14 protein-coding genes are annotated in these 25,608 nt (G+C 46.8%); 8 read left to right on the top strand and 6 right to left on the bottom strand.

Annotated elements, in window-relative coordinates; genetic code table 11:
* Positions 1 to 30 precede the first annotated feature (30 nt).
* Positions 31 to 1,677 (top strand): alpha-glucan family phosphorylase, encoded by a 1,647-nt coding sequence (gene glgP, locus ASG33_RS24215; protein ID WP_056291592.1) that lies wholly within the window; start codon positions 31 to 33, stop codon positions 1,675 to 1,677.
* A gap of 63 nt (positions 1,678 to 1,740) precedes the next feature.
* On the opposite strand, the gene ASG33_RS24210 is transcribed toward glgP, so the two are convergent.
* From ASG33_RS24210 to ASG33_RS24195, 4 genes are all read right to left on the bottom strand, one after another.
* Entirely contained in the window at positions 1,741 to 2,643 is a 903-nt protein-coding gene (locus ASG33_RS24210) for an SDR family oxidoreductase (RefSeq protein ID WP_056291590.1), read from the bottom strand.
* Positions 2,644 to 2,650: 7 nt separating this feature from the next.
* Positions 2,651 to 3,358: a peptidylprolyl isomerase gene (locus ASG33_RS24205; RefSeq protein ID WP_056291588.1), complete on the bottom strand. Its 708-nt coding sequence runs from the start codon at positions 3,356 to 3,358 to the stop codon at positions 2,651 to 2,653.
* Between the two features lie 5 nt (positions 3,359 to 3,363).
* On the bottom strand, positions 3,364 to 3,978 hold the full coding sequence (locus ASG33_RS24200; RefSeq protein ID WP_056291586.1) for a hypothetical protein: 615 nt from the start codon (positions 3,976 to 3,978) through the stop codon (positions 3,364 to 3,366).
* Between the two features lie 96 nt (positions 3,979 to 4,074).
* Entirely contained in the window at positions 4,075 to 5,493 is a 1,419-nt protein-coding gene (locus ASG33_RS24195) for a BamA/TamA family outer membrane protein (protein WP_056291584.1), read from the bottom strand.
* 137 nt (positions 5,494 to 5,630) lie between these two features.
* Between ASG33_RS24195 and ASG33_RS24190 the strand changes: the two genes are divergently transcribed.
* The 5 genes from ASG33_RS24190 (at position 5,631) to ASG33_RS24170 (ending at position 14,065) form a co-directional block, all read left to right on the top strand.
* Entirely contained in the window at positions 5,631 to 5,810 is a 180-nt protein-coding gene (locus ASG33_RS24190) for a hypothetical protein (RefSeq protein ID WP_056291582.1), read from the top strand.
* Between the two features lie 48 nt (positions 5,811 to 5,858).
* Positions 5,859 to 9,200 carry a SusC/RagA family TonB-linked outer membrane protein gene (locus tag ASG33_RS24185; protein ID WP_082489392.1) on the top strand — a complete coding sequence of 1,114 codons (3,342 nt, stop codon included), beginning with the start codon at positions 5,859 to 5,861 and terminating at the stop codon, positions 9,198 to 9,200.
* Between the two features lie 35 nt (positions 9,201 to 9,235).
* The gene (locus ASG33_RS24180) at positions 9,236 to 10,948 is read left to right on the top strand and encodes a SusD/RagB family nutrient-binding outer membrane lipoprotein (RefSeq protein WP_056291580.1); all 1,713 of its coding nucleotides are present in this window, start codon (positions 9,236 to 9,238) and stop codon (positions 10,946 to 10,948) included.
* Between the two features lie 81 nt (positions 10,949 to 11,029).
* Positions 11,030 to 12,805: a metallophosphoesterase family protein gene (locus ASG33_RS24175; RefSeq protein WP_056291578.1), complete on the top strand. Its 1,776-nt coding sequence runs from the start codon at positions 11,030 to 11,032 to the stop codon at positions 12,803 to 12,805.
* Positions 12,806 to 12,847: 42 nt separating this feature from the next.
* Complete coding sequence (locus tag ASG33_RS24170) at positions 12,848 to 14,065, top strand: DegT/DnrJ/EryC1/StrS aminotransferase family protein (RefSeq protein WP_056291577.1); 1,218 nt, start codon at positions 12,848 to 12,850, stop codon at positions 14,063 to 14,065.
* On the opposite strand, the gene ASG33_RS24165 is transcribed toward ASG33_RS24170, so the two are convergent.
* Together ASG33_RS24165 and ASG33_RS24160 are read right to left on the bottom strand one after the other, a co-directional pair.
* A complete protein-coding gene (locus tag ASG33_RS24165) occupies positions 14,058 to 15,074 on the bottom strand; it encodes an RNA ligase family protein (RefSeq protein ID WP_056291575.1) in 1,017 nt (338 codons plus the stop codon). The two genes, ASG33_RS24170 and ASG33_RS24165, sit on opposite strands and share 8 nt — an antisense overlap.
* A gap of 7 nt (positions 15,075 to 15,081) precedes the next feature.
* On the bottom strand, positions 15,082 to 21,138 hold the full coding sequence (locus ASG33_RS24160) for an alpha-2-macroglobulin (RefSeq protein WP_056291573.1): 6,057 nt from the start codon (positions 21,136 to 21,138) through the stop codon (positions 15,082 to 15,084).
* Between the two features lie 231 nt (positions 21,139 to 21,369).
* Between ASG33_RS24160 and ASG33_RS24155 the strand changes: the two genes are divergently transcribed.
* The gene (locus tag ASG33_RS24155; RefSeq protein WP_056291572.1) at positions 21,370 to 22,443 is read left to right on the top strand and encodes an efflux RND transporter periplasmic adaptor subunit; all 1,074 of its coding nucleotides are present in this window, start codon (positions 21,370 to 21,372) and stop codon (positions 22,441 to 22,443) included.
* A 14-nt stretch (positions 22,444 to 22,457) separates the two neighbouring features.
* Positions 22,458 to 25,571 carry an efflux RND transporter permease subunit gene (locus tag ASG33_RS24150; protein ID WP_056291570.1) on the top strand — a complete coding sequence of 1,038 codons (3,114 nt, stop codon included), beginning with the start codon at positions 22,458 to 22,460 and terminating at the stop codon, positions 25,569 to 25,571.
* Positions 25,572 to 25,608: the final 37 nt, after the last annotated feature.

The raw sequence follows: 25,608 nt of genomic DNA, 5'->3' as shown, positions 1-25,608 counted from the left end.
GGCTGTCAATTTTCAACAAAACTCCTAGCAATGGCTAAGTCCACGTTTTCACTTCCTTACAAACATCCTTTTACCCCGGATAATCAATACAAAAAATCAGTTGCATACTTTTCAATGGAGTTCGCCGTCGACCAGGCGCTGAAAATCTATTCAGGCGGTCTGGGATTTCTGGCAGGCTCGCACATGCGCAGTGTATATGCATTAAAACAGAACCTTATCGGTGTTGGTATGCTCTGGAAATATGGCTATTACGACCAGGGCCGCGCCAAAGACGGCAGTATGCAGCCGGAGTTCAGAGAAAAGATGTACTCTTTCCTGACTGACACAAAAATCCGTTTTCAGATACCGGTAATGGGCAAGAAGGTCTGGGTAGCAGCATACTATCTGGATCCAGAAGTGTTCAAAACCGCCCCGATGTTCCTGCTGACGACCGATACAGACGGAAATGATGATACTACAAGAGCGATCAGTTATTCTTTATATGATGCCGACCCGACTTACAAAGTAGCGCAATGCATGGTGCTGGGAATAGGTGGCGCGCGGCTTTTGGAAGAACTGGGGTATGAGCCGGAAGTATATCACCTCAATGAAGCACACGCGGTTTCAGCCGTTTTCTCTTTGTACAAAAAGTACGGGAAAGTGGATGAAGTGAAAAAGCGTGTTGTTTTTACAACACACACTCCGGAAGAAGCCGGAAATGACAAACACGAAATCGGTTTTCTGGAAAAGCTCGGATTTTTCTCGGGACTGGATTTGCCTACGATCAAGAAGATCAGTGGGATGAAGGATAACATATTCAACCATTCTCTCGCAGCATTAAGTCTGAGCCGGAATGCAAACGGAGTATCCAAACTGCACGGCGAAGTGTCGCGGGGGATGTGGAAGGCATTTCCGGGCATTGCGCCGATCGGGCATATCACCAATGCACAAAATAATACATACTGGATTGATCCTCAGCTGGAACAAGCGAGAATCGATAAGGATACCGATCGCATAGCAGCCAGGAAGAAAGAGCTGAAAGCAGTATTGTTTAAAACCGTAGCTGACCAATGCGGTAAGATCTTCGATCCGAATGTACTGACGATCGTGTGGGCCCGCCGGTTTGCAGCCTATAAGCGGCCGGATATGCTTGTATGGGATATGAACAGGTTCACGAGGATGATGAACAATATCCAGCAGCCGGTGCAGGTTATCTGGGCAGGTAAACCGTATCCGAAAGATGAAGATGCAGTCAATACATTCAACCGGCTTTTTTATCTGAGTCACCTTTATCCCAACCTGGCAGTATTGACGGGTTATGAACTGGCGCTTTCCAAGCTGTTGAAAGACGGTTCGGATATCTGGTTGAATACGCCCGTAGTGACCCGTGAAGCTTCGGGTACCAGCGGAATGACAGCGGCGATGAATGCGTCGCTTAACCTTTCAACTTTCGACGGCTGGATCTGTGAATTTGCAAAAGATGGTGAAAACTCATTTTTGCTGCCGGTTGCGAAAGGCGATGATATCAACAAGCAGGACTGTGATAACCTGATGGAAAAGCTCGAACGTGAGGTGATTCCGACGTATTATAATGGTCAGAAAAAGTGGCGGGAAATGGTACTCAACAGCATGAACGACGTGAGTGTACCATTCAACTCCGATCGTATGGCGAGAGAGTATTACGAAAAGTTGTACTAGGCCGCAGGATTATCCAGTTTTCCTTTTCAGCCAGATAAATCAGTTATTCAGATCATTGAATAATCAATTTATCTGGCTGGCCAGCAATGCAATTCCTTCTTTAAATGAATGCGGCTCGTAGCCTAAAATGCTGCGGGATCTGCTGAGGTCGAAACCTGTTCGCGGCGGGCGGCGGGCAGGTTGGGTGAATGCGGAAGCGTCGGTAGGGGAGATCAATGACTTGTCAAGATTAAAGTACTCCGCTGTCATAATCGCCATTTCGAATGGGGTTAGAAAGTCTTTTCCGGAAATGTGGAAAATGCCCTCTGCTTCTTTTACAGCAATCAAAAAACAGCCTGTCGCCAGATCCTCCGCAAGGGTTGGTGTGCGATGCTGATCTGTAACAACCTGAATGTTTTTCCCGGCTTCCAGCGATTTTTTAACCCAAAGTATAATATTGCTGCGGCTCATATCGTGCGCTATGCCATATACGAGTACGGTTCTGGTGATAGCAAACCGGATATCCGAACTGAGTACCGCCTTTTCGGCCGCGTACTTGCTCCAACCATAAAAGCTGATCGGGTTTGGTAGATCTTCCTCTTTATACGGGCCGGAGGTTCCATCGAATACAAAGTCGGTAGAAAGGTGTTGCAGAAATACACTGTACTTGCGGCAAGCAGCGATCAGGATTTCAACTGCAGTCACATTCAGCTTCCAGCAAGCTTCTTTTTCCAGTTCGCATTGATCCACATTGGTCATTGCTGCCGTGTGGATGATTACATCCGGACGAACTTCTCCCACGATCGCATCTACCTGCACGGGATCGGTAATGTCCATTTCGAGGTACTGATAACCTTCCTGAAATGGCAGCCTGTTTGCGCCTTTCGCAGTCGCAATTGCTTCAATGTCAGACTGCTGAACAAGAAGCTCAACCAGCTTTTGACCTAGTAGCCCGTTTGAGCCTGTGATTAAGATTCGTTTTTTCAATGGTAAATCAAGCCTCGTATTTCCAGCCGTATTTTCTTGTAATCTTCTTCTTTTTCATGTTTTTGACGGAAACCTTCATCGCAATATCCTTCTCCGGCCGGTCTCTTTCATTTTTATCAACAGAAGCAATCTTGTCAATTACATCCATTCCGTCGATCAACTGACCGAACACAGTATAAGAACCGTCCAAATGAGGGGTACCTCCCACAGTCTCGTACACTTTCCGTTGTGCGTCGGTCAGCTTGCGGGCTGCCCGTGAGGCCTGCTTGTCCAGATCATTTTTACTCCATTTCCGACCTTCTACCACATAAAACTGACAGCCGCTCGATTCTTTCGCGGGATTATTATCGCGGGCAGCAGCAAGTGCGCCTTTCTGGTGAAACAGTTTAGGACTGAATTCAGCAGGTATCCGGTACCCGTTTTCCCCATTGCCCAGGTTATCGTCAGGTTTGGCATTTTTCGATTTGGGATCGCCTCCCTGAATCATAAAATCGTCGATCACGCGGTGGAAAAGTACGCCGTCGTAAAAGTTTTCCTTAGCAAGCTTAATGAAATTGGCTTTGTGTTTGGGAGCTTCGTCAAATAGGATAAAACGCATTGTTCCCTTATCCGTCTCGATGGTAACTACCTCGTCTTTTTTAGATTTCTTTTGAGCAAATGCATGAACAGACAGCAGACACAATGCTGCCAGAATAATCGAATTTTTGGTCTTCATAAGTATTAGTTTGCAGCCAGTACGTTTTTATTTGCCGGGTAAAACTGGAATTTTAACCCGTAATCTTTGCCTTCGGAAACATCTTCCATATTTACGCGAACAGATTTTCCGTTCCAGACAATCTTCTTAGGCTCCTCCTTCGGGGCACCTTGACTTTCCGTAAAATGACTCTTTCCTGCCCGCCAAAGCTGTTTTGTTGCTTCCGGGCTATTCAGGTAAACGTCAACGGTGATCCGGTTAACCTTCTTGTCCTTATCAAAAAAATATTGAACGTCGATCGTTTCCAGCCGGCTAGTTTCGTGCGTGTAGCCAAGGTGATCGGGTGTTTCTTCAAACATTTCGAATGTCTCGGCAGCTTTGACTTTCGCTACCGGATCTCCGAATGCAACTCCTCTCAGCACAGTTTGCTCACTATCTTCGGCAGACCCGAGAATGGTATCCAGGAGCTCTGACTGATCGCTGTTAAGATCAGGTTGTGAAGGTTGCTCTGTAACTACCGAATCGGTTGAGGCTTCGGATTTTTCATTTGTTTTGGTATCGCAGCCACCTACAATAATCGCCAGGAGCATTATAGAGGCCCAATAAGTACAATATTTCATGGGCGTAAACATTATTTTCATTCAGTCAGGTTAATGTGCGGTAAAATAGTCGTGCCTTGCTCTGTGGTTTGGCCTGTCAATGCAATTTAATGATAAATACAAACTCTGAAAACGGCCCTAGAATTCTCTCGAAACATTGAAAAAGAACCGGCGCTCGCCTTTTGCATTCAGTGTGATATTGAACCTGGTTACAATATTATAAAAAGTTACCACGTCCAGCCCGGCGCCTGCGCCATATAGCATGGAATTGCCCAGCCTCGTATTACTGAATTCAGGATAACTGTTTTTGACATAGCCGGCATCTGCAAAAGTATTGATATAAGCCGCCAGCGGAATGGTGTTAAACTGCCTGATCGGAATGAACGAGAGATGTTTCTGAACGGAAAACAGGCGGTATTTCAATTCGTTTTTGAGAAGGGCATAATCCTGCCCGTCCACCACGTAAAGCTCATAACCCCGTACAAGATCGTTCCGGTAGCCAAGTCCGATCGTTTGCAGATATGGTTGCCTTTTCGGGAAAGATACCCTTCCTCTCATGCCGGTGTTGAAGTAGAAATTCTTGCCCAGAGGGACATATTTCCTGTACGAACCGTACAAGTAAAGTGTGTTCACATCGTCGCAGGGGAGGATACCCAGTTTGGAGATCTGTGCCGAAAAGCTCTGTCCCTGCAATGCATATTGGACATTGTCCCGCTTATCGTAGCTGAAAGTGTAGGTAAGCTGCACATATTGCTGCCGCCTTCTCCCGTCAAGCATGTAGTTCGGGTTCAAAATCGCAATGGTATCTGAAATCCGGGACTGGCTCCATCTGAGATCTACCGAATGAAATGCATAGTATTTGTTGCGGCGGGTGAGGCTAACGTACGTGTAAAAGCGCCTGCGGTTCACATCCTCGCTGTTGAGGTACTGCAGCTTGTCGCGCCAGGTCCTGTATGCAGTGGTTTTGTTGATCGAAAATGAGGTACCGATGGTAATGCCGGTCTTTTGTGCCTTGTCCAGATAGGGCAGGGTATAGGCGATTTCAAACTTCGGAATGAAGCCGAATTCCGCCAGAAGACGAAGCTTATCCGCGCGGCCTGTCACATTTCCGTAGCTGAAATAGGCTCCGTAAGTTGTTCGGGAAAGATCGCGCTTGCGTTCGTACCACCATTCATTAAAATTACGGTCGGCCAGCTGGAATACCGGCAACGCAATGAGGTACCATCGTTCTTTGACCAGGATCAGGATGTCTGTACGCAGCGAATCGGGATTGGGTTTGGCAAGAAGCTCTACAGTAATGAACAGGTTGGTATTGATCACCTTGCGCCTGTCAACTTCCAGCTTTTCTTTCAGCAGTGCTGCCGGTATGGCATCGCCCGGTTTGATCGCCATTTCACGCAGGATAATGCCGGTGCGTGTCTTATGGTTTCCTTCCACACTTACTTCCCCAATCACGATCGTGCCGGTGCTGTCGGGCACAACCTCTTGTGAATAAGTTGCTTGTGTGTAAGTGAGTAGAAGAAAAATAAAAGAAATACAGCTTTTGACAGAATTCATTCTTCACAACCGGGTTTCCGTAAAGAAACGATACTTTCCTTGAATATGGTGAAAAATGATGGAAAATACATTGCAAAATCAGTAGTCCATTCCCCGGCCCCGCCAGTATCCTTGACATACATAACAAGCCAAAAACCATGTCACTTTCCCGGGCGGAAACATTGATAGAAAAGCTCATCAGCAATAAGCTTTCAGGGGAAGAGCTTTCTGAGCTGCTCGCCGGCATTACGAGCGAAGAGCAGCAGCAGGAGTACTCGGATGTTTTGGAAGCCTATTTCAACCAGCTCCTGAAAGAGGGGCAAAAGCAGGAAAAATGATTTTAACAAAACGCAACCTATGTTTTTAACTACTACCAACTTGTTATTATGAAACCGAAAGCGACTTTGAAAATGGCGGCACGATGTATGCTCGCTCTGCTCTTCTTCTCCGGAACGGACATCTCCGCATTTGCAGCCGGGATCGTGAAAATTGAAAATGATTTCGCAGTGGCCAGGATCAGGGGTAAAGTAACGTCCGCAGTTGACGGTGCGCCGCTGCCGGGTGTGAATGTACTGATCAAAGGCACACAGATAGGTACCACCACGGACGCGGCAGGTGCTTATTCCATTGATGCCGACGGAAGCAATGTAGTACTCGTATTCTCTTATATTGGTTTCAATACCATTGAAATGGAGGTACAGGGGAAAAGTGTGATGGATGTAGTATTGGAAGAAAATGTCGCTACACTGCAGGAAGCGGTTGTAACTACGGCGCTTGGTCTTAAAAGGGATGTGCGCTCCCTGGGCTATAATGTGGGTAAAGTGGCAGCTAAGGATATTGCCAATGTAGCCAACGAAAACGTACTTACCTCTCTCTCCGGGCGCGTTTCAGGTGTTTCTATCAACCAGACGAGCGGTATCGGGTCTTCGATCAGCATTGTTATCCGTGGCGCAGCTTCATTGAAAAACAACCAGCCGCTGTTTGTGGTCGACGGTGTTCCTCTTGCTAACAGTCTCGCCAACGTAAGCGAGAAGGGAAATGGTAATAAAGTCGATTACGGTAATGCGATTTCTGATATCAATCCCGACGATATTGAAAGTATGTCGGTATTGAAAGGGCCCAGTGCAGCAGCACTTTATGGTTCGCGTGCAGGTAACGGGGTAATCCTGATCACTACCAAATCGGGCAAGAAAGGCAAAGGTCTGGGGGTTTCTTTTTCAACATCCAATGTTTTTGAAAAACCTTACCGCTATCTCGATTTACATTATAAATATGCGAACGGAGAAAGACCTTTTCAGCTGGACGAATCTTCCGCTTACTGGGGCGGCTTGCCACTCGATCAGGGAATTAAAGAAGTACAATGGAACAGCCCGCTGGACGCCAACGGGCAGCCGGTGCCGACCGAGCTGAAATCGTATAAAGACAATATGAAGAACTTCCTGCAAACCGGAATTACTTCAACCAACAACCTGACGATTTCGGGTTCGACGGACAAGTCTACTTACCGGGTTTCGTACAACAACATGAGCAACCGCGGCCTGATCCCCAATTCGGACCTTTACCGTAACTCGTTGTCAGTGGCAGGAACGTTCGATATGCACAAGAACCTGAAATTGAGTACCAATGTCAATTTTGTTAGATCCAACTCGAACAGCCGGCCGCAGACTTCCGAGCGCGACGGAAACCCTTTACAGGCAGTGTACTATTCGCCCAGCTATAATATAAAGGATCTGGAAGGTGTATGGAAGCCGGGATTGGAGCAAATAGAACAGCTTACCATTGCCAAAGGTGAAATCGACAACCCTTACTTCCTTGCCAAGTATCTGACCAATGCGTATACTCGTGACCGTTTATATGGAAACTTGAAACTGGATTGGACTATCGCACCTGGCTTGACTGCGTTTGTTCGCTACTCACATGATATGTACGATGAAGACCGGGAGACCAAAATTCCGTGGAGCTACAAAAGCATGGCGAAAGGTGGTTACTATCTTGAAAACATCGGTCGTAATGAAAGCAATGCCGACTTCCTGATTACTAAAAATATCAAGGCAGGTGATCTGGATGTGAACATTTCCGGTGGTGGTAACATCATGAAGCAGCACGGCAACAGCTCAAACCTGGGCGGTCGTGACTTGTCGGTTCCGGGGTTATATAATATCTCCAATATCCCTGTTGGGAACCGGATTGTTGGAAATGGCATCTTCAAAAAGGCGATTTACAGTTTGTACGCGCTGGGTTCAATCGGGTTTAAAAACCAGCTATACCTGGATTTGACTGCCCGCAATGACTGGTCGAGTACATTGCCTGAGACAAACAGGTCATACTTCTATCCTTCTGCTTCTCTGAGCTGGCTGGCGAGCACTACATTCAATCTGCCTTCCTATGTGTCTCTCTTCAAACTTCGCGGAGGCTGGGCGCAGGTGGGTAATGATACAGATCCTTATCAGCTGTACCCAAATCTGGGTACAGGCAACTGGGGAGATCTGGTAACTGCTAACCTGGGTGATGTTTTGCTGAACCCTACCTTATTGCCCGAGATAGCAACATCTGTCGAAGGTGGTGTTGATTTCAATTTGTTTGACAACCGGTTGCGTTTTGACCTTACCTATTATGACCGCGCCAATACCAACCAGATTTTCAGTGTTCCAATGGCGCCTTCTACAGGTTACGCCAGCAAGAATATCAATGCAGGAAAACTGGTGAGCCGTGGCTGGGAAATCGGATTAGGCGGAACTCCGATCAATAACCGGAATGGATGGAGCCTTGATCTGAATGCGAATTTCAGCCGCAACCGTGTCACTGTGAAGGAGCTGGCGCCAAACTTCCCCTTCTTCGAGCAATGGAGTGAAAACGGCGCTGGTGCTTATACTTACGTAGGTGAGCAGATTGGTAACATTTACAGCCGCGGTTTTGCATCTGTTACAGACAAAAGTTCACCGTACTATCGCTGGCCAATTATCGCTTATGATGAAGAGGGTAATGGTGATATGGACTGGCAAAGAGCAGGCGGGCGCGAGACCAACGTGAAGGTAGGTAACTATAATCCCGACTTTCTTGTGGGCGCGCAGGCTACACTTTCTTACAAAAGATTTTCGCTTGGCCTGAGCTTTGACTGGCGCCAGGGCGGAGAGTTTATGTCATTTACTTATCGTTATGGAGAATCCGACTGGAAATCACAACGCCAGATCGACAACCTGATCCCGGGCGGCCTGTACAGTCCTGATGAATTGGTAGCACTCTTGAAGTCGGACCCTGAGAAATACATTATTCCGAAAAATGGAAACTTCCCGAGAGTCGGTGGACATACAGCCGCTACCGGCGGGTTTGGTGAAGATGGCGACGGTGCATTTATTCCGGGTGTTTGGGAGGATAAAGATGGTAACTACCACGAATGGTTAGGTGGCCCAGGCACAAAAACAATGCCGATTACCAATGCCTATCCATGGGATTACAATCAGCAGATTACTTTCGACGCTTCTTTTGTGAAATTGAGAGAGGTGACGTTAAACTATAAGATCCCGGTGCTTTTTGGTACAATCCGCAATGCGAACCTTTCTGTTTACACAAGAAATATCATGTTGTGGACAGCTGCGAACATTGGTATTGATCCTGAGAGAGCATTCTGGGCAGATCCTTCCAAAGGTGGTTTCCGTCAGGGTATCGAGCGCCAGAACGTAATGCCCTGGACCATTCCATTCGGATTCAAGCTCAACTTTGACTTTTAAGGCTCAAACGCTTATTCATATTTAATCATAAAGCGATGAAGATTTTTAAATACATTCCTCAAATAGCATTTATCATGATGCTGCTGGCGGTGACTTCCTGTAACGAGTCGCTGACGGAGATCAATGAAAACCCGAATGGCGTGGATCCGAACAGCGCGAATCCAAACCTGCTTATGCCGACTGTGATGACTGGTGTTGCCAATCAATACCTTGGGCTGGGGTTTGGCCGCATTGCCGGCGTAGTTCAGCATACACAGGAAGATGCCTGGAAAAATGGTTTTAATGACTATGACTGGTCGGAAGAGGATTCTGAATGGACAGCCTGGTACGGTTTCCTGCGTAACAACAATCTGCTTTATAAAAGAGCGGTTGAGACCAATTCGAAGTTTCACCAGGCAGTAGCGCTGACCATGAAGTCCTTTATTTTCGGGACTATCGCCGATTTATGGGGCGACGCGCCTTACACCAATGCACTGAAAGGTGATGAAGGTCAAATGCTTCCGGAGTTTGATAGCCAGGAAGTTATTTACAAAGGTGTGATTGAAGATCTGAAAACAGCTTCTGCCATGTTCGCCACTGGCGATGCGGGTACTTATGCGCCGGGGTACGATGTTTATTTCAATGGAAACACGCAAAAGTGGCAGAAGTTTGCAAATACACTTTTGCTGCGCTACTATATGCGCATTTCTTCCAAGCTGCCTGACATTTCAAAAGCAGGCATAGAATCCGTTTACACTTCAGGTATCTACATTAAGGATGCAGCGGACGACGCCGTGATGGAGTTCATAGGCACAGCTTCAAACAACTCCTGGCCAAATGCAATAGCTTATGACGTAAGTGAGTCCGGCTGGCGGAGAAGAAGACCGGCTGCCACATTGATGAACAGCCTGGTGACCAACAATGATCCGCGTTTAAAAGTCTGGTTTCAGCCAGTTCACGTGAGGTGGGTTGCAGATCCGGCACTTGCTACGGGAATGGACGAGTTTATCCGCAAAAACGGGGTGATCCAGACAGGGGTTAAGTCACTTACCGAGCAAGAATTGAAAGCTGGTATCGCTGCCGGAAACAAGTACACCCGCCATTTTAACCCAAATACGTACAAACCGACGCGTCCTGACTTTTTTAATGGACCAATCAATACCAATGAATACGTGGGTATACCTGCCGGGATGCTCGATCCAACTTATTACAATGAAAATCCGACTACCGGTCAGCAGGTACAAAATCAGCATGCGTCACAACTGAGCTATACGTATCAGGGGCAAAAAGGAGGGATATTGAAAGCGAGACTGGCTTCTGCTTCTGAAACTTCATTCATCCTAGCCGAAGCGGCACAGAAGGGTTGGGCAGCAGGAAGTGCAGAAACGCATTACAACAACGCGATCCGGCAATCACTGCAAACCTGGGGAGTTGAAAATCAATACGATGCTTTTATCAAAACGGTAGCTTATAAAGGTACATTGGCGCAGATTATCGAGCAGAAGTGGATAGCCAGCTGGACAACAGCAACCGAGGCCTGGTTTGATTTCAGAAGGACGGGCTTACCTGCGCTGGTTCCAGGTGTGGCACCTTCGTCCCGGGCGCTTCCATTGCGCTTCATTTACAGTAATAATGAATTGAACAACAATGGCGCAAGTGTAAGGAGCGCAATTGACAGGTTGGAAGAAACGAGTTTTTCAGGTCCCCGCAAAAAGAACAGCCAGTGGTCTAAACCCTGGTTGATACAAGGAACCGGAAAGCCCTGGTAATTGAAATTGTTTTGAAGTGAATAGATTTTAGACCGGGGCTGCAAATGTTGACAGTCCCGGTTTTGTTTTGATAAATGATATATGAAAATGAAGCTACTTACGACCGGCCTGCTGCTGCTTGCATTAGTATCCTGTAATCATCAGAAGAAAGCATTGCCGGAAGGAAATGTGAAGGAGGTAATCGATAGCGCGGTAACCCGGTTTTATAAAAACCTTTCACCTGCGCAACTGGACACGATTTCTGAAAACTACATACTTGGCTTTCTGACCGCAGAAGAGAAAGAAGTGCTTGCCGGTAAATTCTGGACTTTTCATGCCAATGTGCCTGTGACGGTTTCCGTAATGCGGGATACTGCTCAGCGCGTCGTACCATTTTGGCTGGCAGAAAGCGGTTTCAGGAAAACGGAGATGCTGGTCAAAAACGAAGAATATACGTACGAAGTCTGGCAGAAAGATTTCGATGAAGGCGACATTGGTTTGGGGATCAATGGCTTTGATAAGCACAGGCCTGTTTACTTTATCAGTGTAGCTCCGCAAGATAAAGCCAGTAAGCTTGAAATTTCAAATGTGATGCCCGCCCAGTACAAGCTGAGCACCATGCAGCCGGGCGCATTTACCTACCACGATTGGGACGGACTTGTGTTAACGGAAGTGCCGGACAAATTGAAAGGGCAGGTACTTTTTACAACCGTGCGCGGCAGGGCGAGAGAAGCACATCTGGTAAAAGCATTCAGGACTACACCGCATCCTTCGTCGGCGCAATCTGACCAGGTACTGCTTACATGGAGCGGTGATCCGCAAACAAGTGTGGACATTCAGTGGCGGACAGCAAGCTCGGTGCAAGCCGGAGAAGTTAAATACTGGAAAACAGGCTCAGGCGATACGCTTTTTGCAAAAGCCTCCTTGTTTAAAATGGAGGACAGGCTGTTACAAAACGATCGCTATGTAAACCGCTTTACTGCCAGGCTCAAAGAATTAAAGCCGGGCTCTGATTACGGATATGCATTGCGGAGTGAGCAAAATGAATGGACTCAAGCGGCCACATTTAAAACGGCGCCGGCAGACAAAGCGGATTTTTCATTCATCTGGTTTGGCGATACGCACTATTCACCTGTTTGGGGGGATATGGCGCAGCGATCGATCAAGCGACATCCTGAAACTGCTTTTTTCTCCATTGCAGGGGACCTGGTGAGTACAGGCTTGCATCGGGACGAATGGGACCAGCTTTGGGCACATAGCGACAAAACTTTCACTACACGCCCATTGATGCCGGTTCCCGGAAACCATGATAGTCAGGACGGGCTCGGTGCCTGGATGTACAAGGAAATGTTCAGTCTGCCTGAAAACGGGCCGGCGGGTCAGCCTTCTGAAATGACCTATTCCTTTGAATATCAGAATGCATTGTTCGTAATGCTGGATGCAACATTGTCAGTGCCGAAGCAAAGCGCCTGGGTGGAAGCGACATTGAAAAACAGCAATGCGAAGTGGAAGTTCGTCATGTTTCATTTCCCGCCTTACAATTTGGAAGAACCTTATGAGGAGATCATGCGGGAATGGTGTTCACTTTTTGACAAATACCATGTGGATATGGTGATGAACGGGCACATGCATTACTATCTCCGGACCAAGCCCATGCACGCAGGAAAACCGGCCGCAAGTCCCGCAGAAGGGACAATTTATACAATGTCGATCAGTATACCAGGCAAGCAGGAGCAATGGCCAGACGAGAGCTATGCGGTTGTCAGATACAAGGACGGGCCACTTTACCAGCACATTTCTATCAAAGACGGGGAGCTCCATTATAAATGCCTGGATCCTGCCGGAAAGCTGAAAGATGAGTTGGTAATCCGTAAATAGTTGCGGACGATTAGTACACAATTAATAAAACTAGACACCATTATGAGCGAAAAACTGGCAATTCAAGGCGGTCCGAAAACCATTAATGCCAACTTTCAATGGCCTGTTTTCGACGAGCAGGAAGTGAATGCAGTGACGGAGATCGTTGCGAGCGGCAAATGGGGGAACCCGGATTGCGGTGACGCAGTAGCGCGGTTTGAAGCGGAATTTGCAGCTTATTGCGGCAGTAAATATGCGATAACCTGTGTGAATGGTTCTGTTTCACTGCGCCTTGCATTGATTGCGTGCGGGGTGAAGCCGGGAGATGAGGTGATCGTTCCGCCTTATACGTTTATCACAACAGCCTCTTCCGTCATTGAATGCAATTGCGTACCTGTTTTCGTAGACATTGATCCTGATACTTATAACATCAGTCCGGCTGCCATTGAAGCTGCCATTACGGAACGTACCAAGGCAATTATACCGGTGCATTTCGGCGGATTGGCCTGCGATATGGATGCGATTATGAATATTGCCCGGCGATATAATCTGAAAGTAATTGAAGACGCGGCGCACGCACACGGCGCGGAATACAAAGGGAAAAAATTGGGCTCAATCGGGCATGTAGGCAGTTTTAGTTTTCAATCTTCCAAAAACCTGACTGCCGGTGAAGGCGGAATTGTGATCACGGACGATGATGAACTCTATGCAACAATGCATTCTCTGCGAAATGTGGGCCGCATTGAAGGAGGACAGTGGTATGATCACTACAATCCCGGCTGCAACTATCGGATCACTCAAATGCAGGCGGTACTGCTGTCTGCACAGCTGAAAAGACTGGAAGCACAAACGCGAACGCGTAATAGCAATGGGATGTATCTCAATACTTTGCTGAGTAAGGTTAAAGGAATTTCCCCGCTGCAACGTAACGAGGAAATTACCCTGCATTGTTATCATATATACATTTTCAAGTACGACGCTTCCGCATTTGGGGGATTACCTAAGAATGAATTTGCTGAAATGCTGGCTGCTGAAGGTGTGCCTTGCTTCAAGGGTTATCCGCACCCGCTCTACAAGCAGCCGCTTTTTCAGAATAAGAACTTCATGTGCTACGCCATTCCTGAATATGTTGACTATACGAAGGTGCATTGCCCGGTAGCTGAGCAAGCTTGCAGCACAGACGCAGTCTGGATACTGCAACATGCAATGCTGGGGGATAAAGAGGATATGGAACAATTCGTGCATGCGATTTTGAAGATACAGCGTGCGATGATCAGCTAGCAAGTAGCCACAGGATTTCAGCTTCCACCCGATTCCTGATCCATTTGATTTCTGCTTCGCCCAATTCTTTCAGTATGTTGTTATGATTCAGGTTGAAATCAGTCAGGACATCCTCCATGAACTCCGTAACGATTTGATTTTTGTTAGCCGGGCTAAGTTTTCCGATTTTGGAGATGGCGCTGTTGAGCCTGTTTTCGTTGATGTAATTTCTTACTTCATCCATCAGGAAATCCACCTTTCGGGAAAGGCTATTCACATTTGGTATCAATGACCATTTTTTAGCCTGATGGTACATTTGGTTCTCTTCAAATTCCGGATTTTTGAGTTTAAGAATCGGGCGGAATGGTACTGTATCCGGAAGCTGGCCGAAAGGCTTGATGACAACACCTTCAATCCAGTTACCTGCAATCACGGGCAGACGAAGCTCAAAGGGTATGCGGCTTTCAATGCGCAGGTCGAGATTCAGCAAATCCGTCAGTTTTCCGGTCTTTAAAGGCTTCGCGTAAAAAATGCCGAAACGATCGAAGTAGGTCAGGGATTGTGCGTAGCTCAGGTATGTTTTCTTGTCTGGCTCATTTTCAAATGCAATATCGAAGGCACAAAAACGAATATCAGGCGAATAGTAAATGCCTGTTTGAATTGCTTCAATGTGCGCGCGAACAGGTACATCCGGATGTGGGTACAAGCCGCCAAACAACTCGCCATAAATTATGATAGTGTCAGCACCGAAATCAATTGATAACTGCTCGCACAAGGCAATAATTTGAGACTCTATTGCTACTACCACCTCTTGAAAACCAAAGAAATCGTCTTCCCAGGCAAGCAATTCCTTTCGTTTTCCAAAATGCAGCCTTTTCCCCTGGTATATAAACCTGAAATTTGCGCCATGGATTTTCTCGGTTGCAACCCATTCCATCCTATTAAGCTGATTGGCAATCTGCTCGTCAGCAATCATATCTTTAAGGCTGGTAGGGATCTTTTCGTATTCCAGCAGCTTGTTTATGTTCATGCTATCCTCATTTTCGAATGCTGATCCTGATTCCTTCGCTATGCGCGGTGAACTCGGGCGCGTACATGCATTGAATGCTCGTGATTCCATTGCTGAAATTGCCCTGGTGATTTACGAATAGCTGATATTCGAACACGTAAGTCCCTTTTCTCAATCGGTCAAAGAAGAAATTGGTACTGGCATCCTTCGTGGATTCGTAGTATCCCAATCCGCCCTGCCATTTGTAGCCGCTTAATACGTTCACAGGTTCCAGTGCAGCTGCATGCATATCCTTCATATGCACGTATTCCATGTCACGGTCCACGCGCAGCTCAATGCGCACGACGATTTTGTCTCCCACTTTGACGCTGTCACCCTCCTTAACCTCCGATAACACAGGTCCGCGGTCTGTATTTGTTTGTATAAACAGCTTCTTGGATAATTTCAATGGTGTTTCTGAAAACGTGATTTGATCCAGATCCTCAAAATATTGCCAGTACACAGCTCCCCAGCTGGGCGATTTGGAGTTACTGCTGCTGCTTATATCCACCTCAATTTTGCCCATTTCAGCATTGACCACGCTGCTTTCGAAAGCTTTCTTAAAATAGCCGGTTCCTGATTCGACATTGTCGGGCTTTATAACCTCGCTCCCGATTCGGACAGTTGGTGCTTTCTCTTCAACCAGCCAATTATTTCCCGTCAGCAAAAGTGCGTGACAAGCTTCAGCAGTTGCTCTGGTACTTTCCCAGCGGTTGGTTTGCTTGTTTTTGAGCAGCCAGGTTTTCAGTTTATCCACTGTTGCACTATCACCCGCTATTTCATGAAAAGCTTCTATCAAAAGTGCCTGCTGCTCGATAGGAGCCTCATGCCACCACCAGCTCCGGGTGTTTTTCCAGTACATGCCCAGTTCTTCGTTGCTGATCGAAGTTTCCCGCAGTGATTTCAGAATCGCCTTCGGCGTGGCTGCATCTTTTGAACGGTGCAGCATAAGTGCAATCAGTCCCTGCATGTATTTGGATTGCTTTGGCCAGCTCGCTCTGGCGCGTTGCAGAAAGAATTCATACGCATCGAATGCAGTTGTTTCAATAGGCGCATCGTCAAAGCACGTTCTCATATACAGGTACTGCACCTGCTGTGGTCCGGGAACGTATTCCTGCATGTTGACTTGATTTTTGATCAGCCTGTCATAGTCTTCTTTGATCTGACGATCCAGATACGGGAATGCTTTTTCAATAATTGCATTGATATCACGATTTTCGGCGATAACCTTCTTTTGAAGTAACCTGCCAATTCCTGTTACAATATATTGGGTGATATACCGGTCTTTGTGCCCGCCTTTGAACCAGGGAAATCCGCCACTTTCGTTTTGCATTTCCCTCAGTTTTGCCAGGTAAGTATCCAGTTCGCCTTTCATTTTTATCAAATCAAAAAGCAATGCGATATTCCGCTTCTGTTCCGATTCGGACTTCGCAGCGAGTACCCAGGGTGTTTCTTCAAGAAGTAAGGATTTGAGCTCCTGATTCTTTTGAAGGTTGCTAGCCAACGCAGCTGTATCAACTGTTTTCCAGGAATTGAAAATGGCAGCGATCCTGGGTGATTTACTTACGATATTGCTTGCGACTGCATTGGCATAATAACGGTTCCAGGTTTGCTCGGCACATTCATGTGGATATTCGATTAAATAGGGTAGTGCCTGCACCGCGTACCAGGCCGGATTGCTGGTGTATTCAACAGTAACAGATTCATGGGCGAGGGACTTTGAATTCGCTGAGTTGATCAGCTTCTCAAATCTGAATTCCTTTTTGCCGGACCCGCGCATTGTCAGCGGCAAACTTTCAGTTACGAGCATCCTGTTTGACAATACAGGTAAGGTATTCTCCTCTCCGTCGGACAAGTTCGCGGCTTTTGCAACTACACGCCAGGTAAGTGCGTGATGGTAACCAGCCGGGATGTTTAAATTGAAATCGACGGTTGCACTTTGCCCGGCTGTGATTGAAAAAGCTTTTTCATTTGAAATCAGCCCGAAGTGTGCGGTAACATTTTCATTGGTGGCAGGATCGAAAAGTTGCAAAGTCGCATTCCCGTTCAATGTACGATCAGATAGGTTGACAATTTTTGCGGGGAACAGGATCTGGTCACCCTCGCGCAAAAAACGCGGCGCATTAGGCTGTACCATCAGCTCTTTCTGGGTGACAATCTCCTTTTTACTATAACCGAATGCCAACTCAGGCGTATGCGCCAAAGCCTGAAACTTCCAGCGGGTAAGTGCCTCAGGTAATGTAAATGAAAAGGTTATTGCGCCATTCTCATCGGTTTTCAGATCCGGTAAAAAGAAAGCAGTTTCATTAAAGTTCTTTCGGACTTTGGTCTTTTCAGGTTCCGCAGCGGGACTTTTAGGCTTTGTTTGTCCATACCCGACTGTCACAACTTCTTGTAACTCTCTTGTAGCGTCACCTAGCATCGGTGGAGCTGGCACCGACGTCGCTATTTCTTCCTCATGCATTTCCCCTTTCTTGTAAGAGAGTTGGTCCATCGACAAACTTCGGCGGTACCGCGCATTTCTCCCGCCTCCGCTTGACATACGGATGATATCCGGGTCAATCAGCTGGTCGTAGCTTTTTTCGAAAGCTTTTTCTGATGTAAATAGAAAGTTGACGATTGTGGCATCTTTCGGAGTGAAGTTGATTCCGTTACCCCACCTGTTTAGCGTTCGGCCAGTTGGCCAGTGACCCGGCTTGGTCCATTGGTGTTGATAAAACTGATCAAGTGAAGTATCGTACATACTCGCAAGCATCTCAGCAGCGACTTGTCCCTTTCTATAACCCGATATCTTTACCTTCCATTGCTCTTTGCTCCCGGGCAATGCTTTGTCGCGGAATGTTGCATACTCAATTGTCAGTTCCTTGTTCGTCCAGGGGACGTTTACGAAGTTCTGCGCCTGGTGTACGCGGTTATGTTTTACAAATACATAATCGATGGCATATCCACCCCGGTCCGCTTCTTTAGCCAAAATTGGAAAAGTCCGTTTTTCATCATTCAGTTTTAGAAATGAGAAATTCGCAGGGTTTTCAGTTCTGCCGGAAGTGCTGATTAAGAAAACATCGGGCGCAGAAGTTGCAAATTGCACATTCGTCTTCTCTCCGGGTTCAACCGCAGGACCGCTCTTAGTCCATTGGTACTCCGGTTTTAACAGCTTAGGATTCGTTTCTTCGGTAAGTTCAATGTACCTGGTATCTTTTACTTCGTCTCCGTCCTGACCCGTTGCAGCAATATCTATTTTGTAAAATCCAGCCGCGACTTTGCCGCCGGGAAATGCCAGCTCTTTATCAGCGGTAAGTGCCTGCGACTTTTCGAAAACTACCTTTTGCTCGGGCCAGTTTTCTTTCTCAGTTTCATTGTTGTATTCATCATTTGGGAAACTGGCTATAAACTCTGATTTGGTCATCACAAACATATCCGGCTGTGCCCAGTAGCGGGAACGAATTAGTCTGCTCTCGGGAATGAGGCGCGTTAACTTCACTTTTGCCTCAGCTGAAACAAATTCGCCATTCATGTTTTCTGTGCGGATTTTCAGTTGGGTAAAATCATCAGCCGAAACTCTCTCGGGGATTTCGGCTTTGATCAGCAATGATTTATATCCAACAGAAACTGAGGTTTCAGCACTTCTTGTTTCTCCGTTTGTATCTGTTACATCTGCGTAAATGGTGTAATTGAATACCGGGTCGAAGTTCCTATCGGACTTTGCATCTGGTATTGCTTCAAAACTCACATAAAAATGTCCTTCCTGATCTGTAACAGTCTCACCGTGGGTAATTTCCTTGGGTGGGCTGAGTGGGAAATAGCTGGCTCTTCGCGTCCACGGATACAAGAACCGTTCATTTCTCACTACTCTGTAAACCACCTTTGCGCCATCGATCCGATTTCCTGCATAAGCAGTTCCGGTGCCCGTAACCCTGATCGTGTCCCCCAGCTTGTAAGTATTACGAAGTGTATCAAAGCTGACTGCAAACCGGGGCCGCTTATATTCTTCGACCTGAAAGGAAACGGAGTAGTCATCGTCAGCCAAAATCGAAAATTCACCATTCAAGCTCGTTCCAGGCAGTACAAAGGAGCCGGAGAAGCTGCCGAAATCGTTCACAGTTTTGGTAACGGTCTCTACTTCCTCATAATTGGCATTTTGAAGCTTGACCTCAATTTTCCTGGTCTTGTCTTTCAGGACACTGGTCCCTTCGGCCACAATGCCTTTGAAGTAGACAGTCTGTCCAGGCCTGTACAAGCTCCTGTCTGTAAACAGGTAAATCGTAGTGCCCGCATCCTCTTTCTCCTCCTCATCATTGTAGTAGGTATTAATAGATTCCTGAATGAAAAGCCTGTCGTTTCCATGAAGCATCTCAAAAGATTCTGATTGTACCTTCGACTGGCTGGGCATACTCTCTTTGAAATACCCGTTTTTGTCTGTCGTATAATGTGCAGCAAGGCTTTTCTTATAGGTTCGTGTTTGATAGTCAAATGCGGAATCCCACCTTTTCACGGTAGCTCCCGCGAGCGGTTGTCCGGTATCCCTGTGCAAAACGAAATAGTCACGCTCGCGCTGGATGTAGCTGATATTGCTTACATACAGGAGCCGCACGCCGCCAATGGATTGTGTATCTGAAAAGTCGGGGCTTGAACTGGCAAGCAACATATATTCACCCGCAGGCAATGCATCTGCTTTGATTTCGACGCTATGTTCCTGATAATCTTTGGTATCCGGCAGAGTTTGCTCCCAGTTTCGGATTGCAGTCGCTTTTGATACAGTGCGCCAAAAAGCGTCACTGTTGCGCCTGTCAAAATCTTTCAGCAGCGACGGCGTGGAGTTTACAAGTCTGAGGTATAGCTTGTTAATATTTTGATATTCTACAAAGATCAAAAATGGCTTTGCCGGCACTAATACCTGCTCTGCATTAAATTGAAGTGCTTTTTGCCGAATCCTGCTCAGCAAATTAGCTGCATTGACGCCGCCTTCCGAAGTAGGATTCTGCCGGATGATTTCTTTACAGATCGATACTGCCTGCACTTTTGCAAACCGGTTCGTTGAGTCCTCCCTGATTTTATAGGCAGTACCGAGATCAAAGTGGTATTGGGCCAGCAGGTACCACGCTTGTGCCGCAGCAGGCGTTTGCTGGTATTGGTTGGCTACATGGTTGATCGCCAAATAATACAGCTCGTCCGTATTCTCATGCACCGATTTTTGCTTCACATACTGAATGCGGGCCAGGTCAACATCAATCAATGCATCCGCAACCGGATCATGCATGTGAAATGCAATCAGTTTCTGGTAAAGCTTCAATGCATATAGTTCGAGCGAGGTGGAATCTTTCGTTTCAAAATGGCGGTGTATAAAATCTGCAGCAGGATCGAAGGCCGATGCTGAATTGATTTCAAAAGCATATCCAGGTCTCTTCAACTCTGGTTCGTCCGACGAAAAGTACCTTAATGCGTTATGAGCGAGCAAATCATACAAGGTAGGACGCAGCTGGCGGGCATTCCCTTTTGTGATGATCGCGTCGAAGGGTTCCAGTTTTGTTTGCTGCAACTCGTTTTCATTACTGAGAGAAGCAAGATACAATTCTGCTATTCTGTGATGAAAATCGGTCGTTGACCAGGTGTCGATATCTTCCTTTAAGAAGCCCGTTGTTTCAGTGCGTTGATAGAGCTGCCACCGTTTTTGTTGGTAATAATTGTAGTAGTAGCTGGCTAAGAGGCTGCTGAAAATCGAATTAACCACACCTGAACTGTTTGCAAGTTCGGCTTCCAAATCTTTGATAGCTGCAATCTCATTGTCTTCCCTGAACTCGCTTTGCAGATTGACCATCGCGATTGCAGCTTTGATCACCTGAGCGTCCTGCTTTTCTTGTCGGGCAAGCCTGTAAATTTCGCGGACTCCCGTCAATGCAGATTTAGCAAGACCTGTTGCCTGTAAATCTGCTACTTTCTTCCAATTGGCATCATAGGTTTTAATCGGGTTCTGGCTGTTTGCGTGCATTGTATTTAGTATAAGAAATAGTGTGGACAGTAAAATCGTGGCACTGTAGGAGGTTTTCATTTTGGTAATGTGAGGTTTTATTAAATATAGTTTAACAGAGTAAATGAGGGTAAACCAATTATCCAAAGGAGGTATTTGGAAATAAAATGGTAACACAACTTTCCCATTGCCGGGAAGTATAAAAATTACTCGTTGCCGCTTTGTACAATATGAAGTATCTTTAATTAGGTGAGATAAGGGAATATAATTTATTAGTATTGTTTTTGAACGAAATTTATTTGAAGTAAGATCATGCGTACAATAATGCTGGTGGGGGTAATCATTGTAGGGCTGGTAATAGGTAAGCTTTTTATCTTCTCAAAGCCAGGTACCGTTGGAAGCGGCAACACCAAAAAGAGCGGTGAAGGGAAAGGTGCCAAGTCCGCGGGTGGCGCTCCGGTTCCGGTGAATGTGTTTGTTGTGAAAAATGAAACCATTGAAAATCAAATATTCGCGTCAGGTACCGTGCTGCCGAATGAAGAGGTAAATCTGATGGCGGAAACTTCGGGAAGGCTCGTAAAGCTGAATATCCAGGAAGGCGCGCAAATCACAAAAGGCCAGCTGATCGCCAAGATCAATGACCGCGAGTTACAGGCGCAGTTGCAAAAAGTAGCTTACAACCAGGATCTTAGCAAGAAAATCGAGGCGCGCCAGAAGAAGCTGTTGAATGTGGAAGCGATCAACCTGGAAGAATATGATGTGACTTCTAATAACATTCGCCTTCTGGAAGCGGAAAAGGAAGTATTGCAAGCTCAGCTTGAAAAGACCGAGATCCGCGCGCCTTTCAGTGGCCGCATTGGTTTGAAATACATCAGTGAAGGCGCATATCTGGCTCCGGGTACGCCCATCGTAACCATTGTGCAAAGCAATCCGGTGAAGATTGACTTTACAGTGCCTGAAAAATACTCCCCGAATATCCGAATCGGTAACACAGTGAAGTTCAGCCTCGACGGTGACCCCGCTACTTACAATGCGAAAATTCTGGCCATTGACCCGAAGGTTGACGAGGATTTGAGAACACTGCGCATTAGAGCAGTCGCACAAAATCCGTCAAACCGGTTTGTTCCCGGAATGTTTGTTAAGATACTTGCAGATCTGGAAGCAAACAGAGCCGCTCTGATGGTCCCTACCGAGGCGATTGTGCCCGTTTTGAAAGGCAAGAAGGTTTTTGTGGTAAAGAATGGAAAGGCACAGGAAGTGATGGTGACGACAGGTTTACGGACCGACAAGAAAATTCAGGTAGTTGACGGTCTTCAACCCGGCGACTCGCTCATTACCTCCGGAATCATTGCGATCAAGCCGAATACAGCCGTCAAGGTGAACTGATATCCTACTTATTTATGAGTATTTCAACTCTTTCAATCAAACGGCCGGTTCTTGCGATTGTCATGAACCTGCTGATTATTCTTTTCGGTTTCCTGGGGTATAAGTTTTTGGGAATGCGTGAATTCCCCTCCATTGATCCGCCGGTCGTTTCGATCAGGACGAGCTATACCGGCGCGAATGCAGATATTATTGAGTCCCAGATCACAGAACCCCTCGAAAAGCAGCTGAACAGCATTGAGGGAATTAAATCCATTAACTCCACGAGCAGCCAGGGTACGAGCCAAATTACTGTTGAGTTCGATATCGGAGTGGATATGGAGCGGGCTGCCAATGATGTCCGGGATAAAGTAGGTTCGGCTTCGCGGACTTTACCGCTTGATATTGACGGCCCGCCTGTTGTAAGTAAAGCCGACGCCAATTCTGAACCTATTATTGTACTTACCTTCAAAAGCGACACGCGCTCACACCTGGAAGTAAGTGACTATGCTGAAAACGTCATCGCGCAGCGCCTTCAAACCATTGAGGGAGTAAGTGAGATCCGCATTTTCGGGCAGAAAAAATACGCCATGCGGATTTGGATGGATCCCATTAAAATGGCCGCGCTGGGTATTACGACGCAGGATGTGAAAGTTGCGCTCGATAAGGAGAATGTAGAGTTGCCGAGTGGCAAGCTGGCAGGCGACAATACCGAGTTGACCGTCAAGACGATCGGAAGGTTCCGCACGGAAAATGATTTTAATGAGATGATCGTTAAAAATTCATCCACTCAAACCATCCACCTCAAAGATATCGGCCACGCAACATTAGGACCTGAAAACGAAGAAACAATTCTCCGTCTGGACAATGTGCCGATGATCGGTCTTGCGATATCCCCGATGCCGGGCGCCAATTACCTCAATATCGCCGAAGAGGTGAATAAGAGAATGGCGGATATTAAAAAGGAGCTGCCGAAAGATTATGAGCTGGATACGCTGATTGACAATACCATTTTTGTAGAACGGTCTATTGAGGAAGTAGGCGAAACGCTGCTGATCGCGATTATTCTGGTGGTCATTATCATTTACCTCTTCTTCCGCGACTGGCTGATCGCATTCCGTCCATTGATTGACATTCCGGTTTCGCTGATCGGCACGTTCTTCATTATGTATATCATGGGCTTTTCGGTCAATGTACTTACGCTGCTCGCGATCGTACTGGCTACCGGCCTGGTAGTTGACGACGGAATTGTGGTCACGGAAAATATCTTTAAAAAGATAGAGCAGGGGATGAGCCCCATTGAAGCAGCTATTAAAGGTTCTAATGAGATTATTTTTGCTGTTTTATCAACTTCCATCACGCTGGCTTCGGTGTTTTTACCCGTGATTTTCATGGAAGGCTTTGTCGGTAAGCTCTTCCGGGAGTTCGGGATTGTGATATCAGCCGCAGTATTGATTTCTGCTTTTGTGTCACTCACATTAACTCCGATGCTGAATGCATACCTGGTTCGTAAAACGCATCAAAAGAGCTGGTTCTATGAAAAGACCGAGCCGTTTTTTGAAAAAATAACTGAGAACTATGGAACGGCGCTGGGCAAGTTTTTGAAAATGCGCTGGGTAGCTGTGCCGCTGGTTTTGGTGACGGTGGGTATGATCTGGTTTTTTGGGAAAGACCTTCAATCGGAGCTGGCGCCTTTGGACGACCGTAACTGGTTCCGGATCAATATGACTGCGCCGGAAGGTTCTTCATTTGAGTTTACTGACCGGTATGTTCAGAATGTCAGTGACATGTTAATGGATTCTATGCCGGGCAGAAAGGGGCTGATGCTGATCACTTCACCAGGTAACTCTGGTTTGGGTGCGGCCAACACAGGTAGCGGAAGAATTGCATTGGTAGATAAGAAGTTCAGGAAAGAGTCGCAGCAGGAAATTGCGGATTATATCAACCAGAAGTTGAAGCAAATGCCTGACGCGAAGTCTTTTGTCGTGCAGCAGCAGACCATCTCTGTGGATTCTCGGGGCGGCTTGCCTATTCAGTACGTTATTCAGGCGCCTGATTTTGAGAAGTTGCGGGAGTATCTGCCCAAATTCATGGAAGAGGCTTCAAACGACCCGACTTTCGCGATTACCGATGTGAACCTAAAATTCAGCAAGCCCGAAATTCAGATATCCATTGACCGCGAAAAGGCGAAGTCGCTTGGCGTATCTGTTCAGGATGTGGCGCAAACCATGCAGCTTGCATTTGCAGGTCAACGTTTTGGTTATTTCACGATGAACGGCCGGCAGTATCAGGTGATAGGTCAGTACGATCGCACAAACCGCGACGAGCCGCTGGACTTGAAAAGTATGTTTGTAAAAACGGCTAACGGAACGCTGGTACAGCTGGATAACATTGTGAAAGCGGAGGAGGAAAGCAGTCCGCCGCAGCTGTTTCACTATAATCGCTACATGAGCGCGACGGTACAAGCCGCACTTGCGCCCGGAAAAACCATAGGTGACGGAATTGCTGCAATGGACAGGATCAGGGATAAATTGAAAGACGAATCTATTCAAACTTCACTCAGTGGCTCTTCCCGCGACTATGCCGAAAGCTCGTCCAATACGATGTTCTCGTTTTTCCTTGCCTTGATACTGATTTACTTCATTCTGGCAGCCCAGTTTGAAAGCTTTGTGGACCCATTTATAATCATGTTCACCGTGCCGCTGGCTATCGGCGGAGCAGTGTTCTCACTCTGGTTCTTTGATCAGACATTGAATATTTTCTCGCAGATCGGAATGATCATGCTGATTGGGCTGGTAACTAAAAACGGCATCCTGATTGTCGAATTTGCCAACCAGCTGCGCGAGCAGGGCAGGAGTATTCAGGAAGCTGCACTGGAAGCTGCTACACTGCGTTTCAGGCCGATTTTAATGACAAGTCTGGCGACAATCCTGGGCGCATTACCGATTGCGATGGCACTGGGCTCAGCGGGTAAAAGCCGGATGTCAATGGGGATTGTTATTATGGGAGGATTGCTGTTCTCGCTTGTTTTGACCTTGTATGTGATCCCTGCCATTTACACATTCTTCTCACGGCCCAAGAACTACGAGAAAATGCGAATGATCGAACGCATCGCACACGATAGCGAACTGGAAGAGCAGGCGCAGTTTTGAGAATGCTATTGGAAGGATTACATTTCCACTTTCGTTA

Source organism: Dyadobacter sp. Leaf189, from assembly GCF_001424405.1.
Lineage (GTDB): Bacteria > Bacteroidota > Bacteroidia > Cytophagales > Spirosomataceae > Dyadobacter.
This window is presented reverse-complemented; position numbering and strand designations above follow the sequence as displayed.